This window comes from Helicobacter bilis ATCC 51630, assembly GCF_000686565.1.
Lineage (GTDB): Bacteria > Campylobacterota > Campylobacteria > Campylobacterales > Helicobacteraceae > Helicobacter_A > Helicobacter_A bilis.
Genome location: NZ_JMKW01000007.1, coordinates 69,423 through 78,184, shown reverse-complemented (window position 1 = coordinate 78,184; position 8,762 = coordinate 69,423). Strand labels below are relative to the sequence as shown.

At 36.1% G+C, this 8,762-nt stretch carries 6 protein-coding genes; all 6 read right to left on the bottom strand.

The features are described 5' to 3' along the window. Positions 1-25 precede the first annotated feature (25 nt). Positions 26-4,657 (bottom strand): vacuolating cytotoxin domain-containing protein, encoded by a 4,632-nt coding sequence (locus tag T368_RS0102405; RefSeq protein WP_004087091.1) that lies wholly within the window; start codon positions 4,655-4,657, stop codon positions 26-28. 606 nt (positions 4,658-5,263) lie between these two features. After that, positions 5,264-6,067 carry a twin-arginine translocase subunit TatC gene (gene tatC, locus T368_RS0102400; protein ID WP_004087092.1) on the bottom strand — a complete coding sequence of 268 codons (804 nt, stop codon included), beginning with the start codon at positions 6,065-6,067 and terminating at the stop codon, positions 5,264-5,266. 95 nt (positions 6,068-6,162) lie between these two features. Further along, positions 6,163-7,062: a Sec-independent protein translocase protein TatB gene (tatB, locus tag T368_RS0102395; RefSeq protein ID WP_004087093.1), complete on the bottom strand. Its 900-nt coding sequence runs from the start codon at positions 7,060-7,062 to the stop codon at positions 6,163-6,165. Between the two features lie 13 nt (positions 7,063-7,075). Then, positions 7,076-7,843 carry a flagellar motor protein MotB gene (motB, locus tag T368_RS0102390; RefSeq protein ID WP_004087094.1) on the bottom strand — a complete coding sequence of 256 codons (768 nt, stop codon included), beginning with the start codon at positions 7,841-7,843 and terminating at the stop codon, positions 7,076-7,078. Continuing rightward, a complete protein-coding gene (locus T368_RS15295; RefSeq protein ID WP_155116650.1) occupies positions 7,827-7,988 on the bottom strand; it encodes a hypothetical protein in 162 nt (53 codons plus the stop codon). Before T368_RS15295 ends, motB begins: the two co-directional genes overlap by 17 nt. 1 nt (position 7,989) lies before the next feature. Continuing rightward, a complete protein-coding gene (gene motA, locus T368_RS0102380) occupies positions 7,990-8,760 on the bottom strand; it encodes a flagellar motor stator protein MotA (RefSeq protein ID WP_004087095.1) in 771 nt (256 codons plus the stop codon). Positions 8,761-8,762: the final 2 nt, after the last annotated feature.

The window sequence follows — 8,762 nt, the reverse complement described above, 5'->3', positions numbered from 1 at the left end:
CAAACTTCAGATTCTAAGATATCCCCTAAAACACAACCCTACCACCAATATTAAATCCTAAGCCAAAGTTTTTATCAAATACACTGCTTTGTAAGCTAAGACTGCCATTTAAATACCATCTACCAAAGCTATATTCTCCACCACCTGTAAGGAATACATAAGACTTATAGCCTTGAGCTTTATATCTCATATTAAAGTTATTTACAGAATCACCTATATTGCCTATACTTGTAGTTGTAGTCCCACTAGAATCTACATTATTTTGTAAAATGATTGCATCTTGCTTTAATTGAGCGACTATAAAAATATAGCTTTGATTTGCAAAGTATTTACGACCATCTATACCTATATTTACGCTTATAGTTTGTCTTATGTTATCATCTGTATTCATAGCAAATATAGGTGTATTATCACTCTTTCTTTTAAAGCCACTTGAGCCTAATACATAATACGATAATCCTGCAAAAGGTTTTACAATATAACCCTTTTTCATTAAAAAAGCATAACCATAAGTTGCATTTAAATCTACATTAGAGAGTGTGTAGCTATACTCATCTTTAAAGAGAGCAAGTAAGTCAAAGTTATTAATTTGAGAGTTTTGTTTCTCATTTGTAAAGCTAAAGGCAGTATTGAGTGTTACATCTATTTCATGGTTTTCAATGAAAGTCCTTGTATAGATTCCAGCAAACATATTGTTTGAATTATTTGAAGTAAAGCCATTATTATTGCCATTAAATGTGCCATAGCCATAACCACCATACGCACCAAATGCAGTTTGGAGTTTATCTACAAAATAATCATATCCTGCATTAAAGCCATAAAGTTGAGCCGAGCCAGTCTTTGAGAAGTTAAGATTACCTAGCATATTAACCCAAGCATGATTTGGATATTCTTCTCTATTATTAAATCTCATGATTAAATCTGCTAAGGTATCAAACCATACTTCATTTGAGTTGTTATCAGTTGTAACATCACTTTGTATATCTGTTACTCCATTGTTTGCATTTTGTGTGTTTGTGTTAGAGCTACTTGCTAGAGTAGCTACACTACTTCTATAAACTGCATTACTATTTGTATTACCACTTACTATATTATTAATAGCTGCTATTCTTGTGTTTGTATTAGAATCTAGACTTGCTAGTTTTAGCTTCTCTGCTTCCCTTAATGCTGCTTCTAAATTCTTTTGATAGTTTTGCATAGCTATATAGCTACTAGCACTACCATGAATGCTAGCTACTCTTGCTAGACGATTTAGCTTTGCACTCTCCATTGATAGTGTGAGTGTATGAAGTGTTGATGCTTTATTCTCTAGGTTTGAGACATGATCTATTGCTGTATCTAGAGTCCTACCTACTTCTAGGAAATACTCTAGGTTTCTTGAGGCAGCTAGAGTTTGGTCTAGGTTTATTAAAAACACAAGTGAAGATTTATCATCATAGAATAGATTTTTTAGAATCTCATAGCTATTTGCACTCTCTTTTTTAATCGCATTTATCCATGAGTTATTTCCACCTGCTTCCATGTATAAAGCACAATCAAATGTGCTAGATTCTGCATTACATAAAGGCTTTTCTGTATTGCCCTCTATGAAGTTATTAATATCTACTTTATTGATTTTAAAGCCTATTGTTGTATCATTTACGACTTTTTCTATATCGATATATTTACCATCTATGCTACCGCCTTTATAAGTGAGTGAAAAGCTATTTTTCATCTTTTGTTGTGCGTAATCATAGCCTCTGTTTGCTTCAGTAGCGTTAGCATTGCTACCAAAGCCACAATACTTGCCATCTTGTTTGCATTCTTCTTGTTTATCTTGCTGACTTGGCTTTTGTATGAGATTGCCTTCATTATCAGTTGAGCCTATGCCATTTTCTACTACATTGCCATTAGAATCTGTTTGGGCTTTATCCATATCCCATGGATTGTCTTTGCCATTTGTTGTGAAGTCGGTTTCTTGTTTTGTATTGCCATTGCTTCCTGTTTGGCAGTCTTTATTTGTGCATTGTCCGCCATTGGTGTGTTCTGTTTTTATGGTTGTATTGCCGTTGCTTTTATCAAAAGTCGTAGTATAATCCCCTTGTGTGTAAGTGTAGCTTATAGATTCTGCTTTTATGAGATTGTATTCTACGCCCTTGCTACCATTAGTATTAAGCTGACTGCTTATACTCGATAAAGTCTTAGAATCTGCTATATCTGCCTGTAATGCCCCTGTGCTTCCGGGTGATATGTCTAGTGTTGCTTTGCCTTTGATATTCATACTTGCATTTTTTATTTCATTGTTGCTAGAGTCATTTGGATTTGCTTGAATGCTAAAAAGGATTTTACCTTTGTTATTAAAGTTTCCTGTTACTTCTATATGTCCGTTAGCTCCCAAATCTATTGTATTGTAGTTATTGAGATTACCTGTGAGATAGAGTGTCGGTTTATCTCCACTTACAAAGCCATCATCGATTAGAATCTTTCCATAGTTATTTAATGCACCTTTTGTGAGTTCGGTTTGCTCTATTAAGATATTACCACCATTTGCAACTTGTCCTGTGCTATTTGTAATATTATCATTTGTCATAATATCTGGCAAGACTAGATAATGTTTGCCATCACTTGTTGTGATATATGTGCCACTTGCGTTTTTGTAATCTGATTCTGTTTTTTCATTATTTCCATTTGTGTTTTTATTAGATTCTATAAGCTTTGCTATCTCATCACCACTCATATTTTTTAGGTCTTTAGAATCTACGCTTACATTTAGGTATTTGTCAAACTTTTGGTCTATGTTTTCGCCATTAGCATTTAACTCAATTTTCATAACACCGCTATGCTTGCTCGAGTCTTTTAGGTGTAAAAGCTCATTGACATTTAGGGCGTTAGCTGTGATTTTTGAAGCGCCGTTTGTGATAGCGGTTTGCCCTTTTTGTGAAACTATTGTATTAAAGATTCCATTTTTAATATTGACTTCAGCTTCTTTGATTTTCATTTCATTAACATTGACATGCTTAATCTCACCCATACGCACAAATGAAGTCGGTCTCGCATCGATGAAGTTAAAGTTTAGAATCTCACCCCCACCATTGAATCTAATATCTGCTCCATCTGCAAAGTCGCTTGTGCCTATTTCCATTGAGAGATAGTTGATGAAACTTTTACCGATATTTTGATCTACTACAGAGTAAGAGTTACTTTTATAGACAATAAAATTATTCACATGAAAATCTTTTGCTTGTAGCGTGCCTGTGCGTATAGAGAAAGTATCGATAAATTTTGTGCCGCTAACCCCTGTTAAATCAAGCGTAGAATTGCTTCCAGCTGTTGGCAAACCTATAGCTTCTATGTTGCCACCATAGAAATTTTTACCAGATATTTTAAGAAAATTTAGCGGACGAATACCTAAACCACCTGTGCAGGCATTGCCACAACCAGCTGCATTTTTTACTATTACATCGCCGTTACTAGATTTAAGCTCGACATGCCCTTGACTTCCCAATATACCATCTGTTGCAAACTGAATATTTCCTACAACAAGTTTGTTATCCACATTGACATGTATCCAGCTACCGCCCGTATAGTTTTGGTGGTGTATATTGTCTATATTGACTTCACTAGCCTGTTTTACTTCTAGTTCAGCGGCAAAACCTTTACCAAACGGTTGGTAAGGATTTGTGAGTGTTGTAATATTTAACTTACCGCTAATAGTAGCAGTAAGCTTTTTTTGTGTTGAACCAAAGATTGTTGATGGACCTTTGAAATTTAACTCTTTAATCGTCGCATTAGTCGCATTTAAGGTGCTACTGCCATCATCTATTGTTATAGAATCCGCAGTGAAATCCCCTCCATTTCCTAGACTTTGGCGAAAACCTGCCCCATGTGCTAGAGTTTGTGTTGGTGTGAATCTACCATTTACAATATCACCTGACATATTTAGCTCATTTGAGCGAAAGCTAGAGTTTGTGATATTAAGTGAGTGTGTTGTAAGTTCTGTATAATTTGCTTTTGTTAAATCAAGTGTGCCATTTGTGATATTGACCGACCCAAAGTTTAGCTTTGAGTTTTTTGCGGTGATATTTATCTGTCCGCCACTCATACTTATATTTGTATTATCTATAGTTAGATTCTCTGTTTTTTCATTGCCGATATTAATGCCACCACCATTGATATTTTCTATATTGAATTGTGAATTTTTTATATCGATTTCTTTGCCATTTAAAGCAGTAGTTGAATTTTGTGTGCCTGCACGATTTACACTGATATTTGCCCCATCTAATGTGAGATTATTGCTTGCATTAAAAGTAAGATTTGCCCCGCCACCTGTCCTTGCTGCATTACCAGAACCTAATGTACCTGTAATATAGACTTCTTTTGCGTTGAAAGTACCATTAATAAACCCTACATCACCGCCACGACCAAACCAATGTCCGTTACTTGTTGGACTTTTTGAAGTGTTGCCAATGATTAATGTACCATTTTCATAACTTTGTGTAAAATCTCTACCCCATGCCAAACCAGTGTATGTTGTCCCCATATTGTTACTATAAAATGTATCGCTTGAGCTATCATTTTTGCTATTTAGATTATAAATATCGCCTTGAATATCCCCAGCATATACACAATGACTCACACTAAGCAAAATCCCACTTAATATATATGCTTTCACTCTCATAGCCTACCCCTTTTACTCGCTCTTTTTATAGAATCAAATATTTGCAATAGCAAATAAAATTGTGCGTGATTTTAACAAAAAAAAAAACAAATTCAAGCAAATTTTATAAAAAGTAGGTAAAAGTTACAAATTTTATAGAATCTGTGTGGATTTTGTATAGATTTTACACTTTTGATATGTTGTAGTGATTTGAGAGATTGTGTTGTGTGGTTTCTGGAATCTTGTCATGTTGAGTTGAAAAAAGATATTTCGACTTCGTCTCAATATGACAAAAATGGGTTTTATATTAGATTTTTCGCTACGCTCAAAATGGCAATTTGCTAGATTTTTGGATTTTACAAAATAAAACTTTAATGTAGATAATGTAGATTTTTCGCTGTCGCTCAAAATGACAAATGATACTAGATTCTATGCTTAGATGTTTCGCTTTGCTCAACATGACAAATAGTTGAGTTGAAAAAAGATATTTCGCTATCGCTCAACATGACAAGGTGGATTCAGTATGAATGGATTTTATTCTTAAAAAAAAATCTTGTTTTATTTGGTATGAATAAATAGAGTTAAAAAACTAGATTAAGCTAGGGGGGTTTAAAACTAGCTATTCAATCAAGGTTTTAACTGCTCTTCTATCTGTGCTTGTATCTCATCTTTGCGAGTTTGTTCTGTGTTATTGGGCGGTGAAGTTTCATCTTCTTTTTTCTCTGGATTCACAAACTTAAGAATGATAATGGCAACACCATATAGCACAACCATAGGCACGGCAAGTAGTAGCTGTGAGATGACATCTGGGGGCGTTACAATCGCTGCGATTACAAAGATAGCTACAACTGCATAGCGGAATGACCGCTTCAGCGTATTGTCTGTGATAAGCCCTATTTTACCTAAGAAAAAAGCCATAACGGGCAATTCAAACACAAAGCCAAAAGCAAGCATAATGCGGATAAAAAACGATAGATATTCATCACTTGCAATGTTTGCTTCAACGACTTCATTACCAAAGGCAAGCACATAGCGAATGATAAGCGGAAATACGACTTGATAGCAAAAAAATAGCCCCAAGCCAAACATAAAACTACCAAAAAATACAAAGGGTAAAATAAGCTTTTTTTCATGCTTGTATAAGCCCGGTGCGACAAAAAGCCATAACTGCCAAAATACAATAGGCACAGAAATTACAAATGCTGCAAAAAAGCTGACTTTAATGGCTACAAAAAGGTATTCTGCTGGGGCTACTTGTATAAGTTTGCCTTTGATACCACTGCTAAAAGCATGAGAAATTGGCGTTTGCACCCATGTAAAAATCTCTTCATGGAAACTAAAACAAGCTACAAAGCAAATCACAACGCTTAAAAGAGAAAGCATAAGTCGCTTTCTCAAGTCTTGCAAATGTGGTCTCAACTCCTCAAACATATCTATACCCCAAATGTTTTATGATTTTATAGAATCTTTTTGTATGGCTTATGGTTTTAGATGAGATTCTATAATGGGTTGTAGTTAAAACAAAATTAAGCATGATTTGCCTTATTTGCAGATTCTGTTTTTTCTGTGCTTTGTGCGGGATTAGAATCTAACTTATTATCATTTTGAATTTTTGAAAAAGGTGAAGAATCTTGTTGAGATTCCATGTTAGATATTTCGCTACGCTCAGTATGACAATTTTTAGAATCTTGTTTCCTGTCAAAATGCACCCCACGCCCTGCACCCTGCCATAAAGGTGTAGAATCTAAGCTCTTGTCATTTTGAGTGTGTGAGTAAGAAAAGTCTTGTTGAGATTCCATGCTAGATATTTCGCTACGCTCAGTATGATAGTTTATTGTAGCTAGATTTCTATTCGCTTCTTTGGTGGCGGGATTTAGGTTGTAATTTTTAGAATCTAGATTCTCTACCAAATCTGGGTGGGTGCAGGGTTTAGGGTGCGTTATTTTAGAATCTAGATTCTCTCCATTTTGTTGCGTCCTAAACTCCATATCCCACTCAAGTGGATTAGAATCTAGATTATTTATAGAATCTGCATGATTTGTTGTTAGATTTTCATTATTAGTGCTTGTAGATTCTGTATTATTTGTCTGTGTGTCAAGCTGGATTGGCTTTGGGTTATAGTCTTTAAATAAATGCTGCACATCATTTATGCCCTTTTGCATATCCTTTTGTATATCATCTACATTGAGTTCTTTGCTAATATCTACGCTTTGTTCTAGCTTATCTTTATAGGCTTGTGCCTCTTTTTTAATCTCTGCTAGATTTACTTCTCTATCAAGCGTATCTTTTGCATCTTGCATGGTCCTTTTTACCACACGCGCAAATTTTGCCATCTCAATCAGTGCATTTGGCAATTTATCAGGTCCTAGCACAATAATGGCAACTATCACTATAAGGATAATTTCACCGATTCCAAATCCTAGCAAGCATACCCCTTTGCTATTGCTGCATATCTTCTAATACGCCTTGCACTTCATGGACAGAAGTTTTTGTTGTCGCAAAGAATACTTCAACGCGATTGTTTGCACGGCGATTGACTTCACTTGTATTTGGCACGATAGGATTATACTGCCCATAGGAAGTGAAAGAAAGTCTAGCAGGATCGACACCCCTACTCATTAGATATTCCATAACATTTGATGCTCTAGCGGCTGCAAGCTCGTAGTTATTACGATAGCCTGCCGGACTTGAATTATCCGTATAACCCCTAATATTTATCGTAACTTCTGGTGGCATTTTTGCAATCGCTGTTGCAAGTAGATCAAGCTCTGTTTTTCTGTCTTGATTCACAAGATCTGCAGTGCCGGGCTCAAATAGAATGTCTGAAGGAAGTCTTAGAGTCGTTCCTTGCTCGATTTGTTCTAACAAACCACCATCTTGTATAAGGTTTGATAACTGCGTAATGGTTACAACCGTTGTTGGTGCATTAAGGTTTGTAGAAGTATTTTTTAGCGTATCTTTTGTTTCCTGTCTAACGGTGCCGGGGTCTGGTGGGATAATCATTACAGGCATGGTGCGTTCTGGCATAGGTGTCGCATCAAAAATAGTAATAAATGCTTCAGTAACCGCCTTTACCCTTGAAGTATTAGCCGCTGAAATTGCATAAAGCGCAATAAAAAGTGCGAGTAGAAGTGAAAGGAAGTCTGCATAAGGAACAGCCCATTTCTCTCCCGCTGGACATTCTTCACATTTACATTTCTTTGCCATTGTTTATATCCTTAAATTCTATTACATTGAAATTATTGCATGCTAAATATGTATAGCTTTTAGATTCTAAAGTTTTATAGAATCTAGCCACATATTCAACACGCCTTTTGCGATATACCTTTTTGTATTGTATGTAGCATTGCATACTATTCAAATTGTGATATTTTTGGCTCACCCGGTGGGATAAATCCTAAAAGTTTCGCTTCTAGGTTTCTTGGGTTATCCCCATTTGCAATGCCTACAACCGCTTCTAATATCATCACTTTTTCAATGATAATATCATGTGATTTTGCCTTCATCTTTTGACCGAAAGGACCAAAGATCGCATACGCACCCATAATCCCTGTAACAGTCGCCGTAAATGCACCACCGATACCAGCCGCCATAGCCGCCGGATTATCAAGTAGCGTAAGCGCAAGGATAAGACCACACACCGCACCAACAAGCCCCATCGTAGGACATGTCTCACCAAACTGAATCCAATAGTGTGCCGCACTATGATAGTAATGCTCTAGCTGCTCGATTTGAATCTCCATATCTTCACGCACATCTTTTGCTTCGCGTCCATCAATAATCATTGACATTGCCTCTCGTGTGAAGTCATCTTCTAGTTGTGATACTCTTGATTCAAGTGTTAAAAGTCCGTTTTTACGCGCTTCTGAGCTAAACTCTACCATTTGTCGAATGGTATTATTCATATTTACCTTTGGATTCACAAAAACGATTTTTAATTCCTTAAATGCCGCTTTTACTGCGTGTGCGTGTGTGGCTGTCATCGCACACATCGCCGCAGTCGGAATCACAATGATAACAGAGCTTAAATGCACTAGATGAACAGGGTTTCCGCCCTCTAGTATATCCCCAACAGAAAGGCTTGTAATCGCCAAAATAATACCTAAAATACTCGTTAAATCCATAC

Bases quoted from the DNA above. Each gene is read 5' to 3' on its own strand.
- T368_RS0102405 (WP_004087091.1), bottom strand. From the start codon at position 4,657: ATGAGAGTGAAAGCATATATATTAAGTGGGATTTTGCTTAGTGTGAGT.
- tatC (WP_004087092.1), bottom strand. From the start codon at position 6,067: ATGTTTGAGGAGTTGAGACCACATTTGCAAGACTTGAGAAAGCGACTT.
- motB (WP_004087094.1), bottom strand. From the start codon at position 7,843: ATGGCAAAGAAATGTAAATGTGAAGAATGTCCAGCGGGAGAGAAATGG.
- T368_RS15295 (WP_155116650.1), bottom strand. From the start codon at position 7,988: ATGCAATGCTACATACAATACAAAAAGGTATATCGCAAAAGGCGTGTT.
- motA (WP_004087095.1), bottom strand. From the start codon at position 8,760: ATGGATTTAACGAGTATTTTAGGTATTATTTTGGCGATTACAAGCCTT.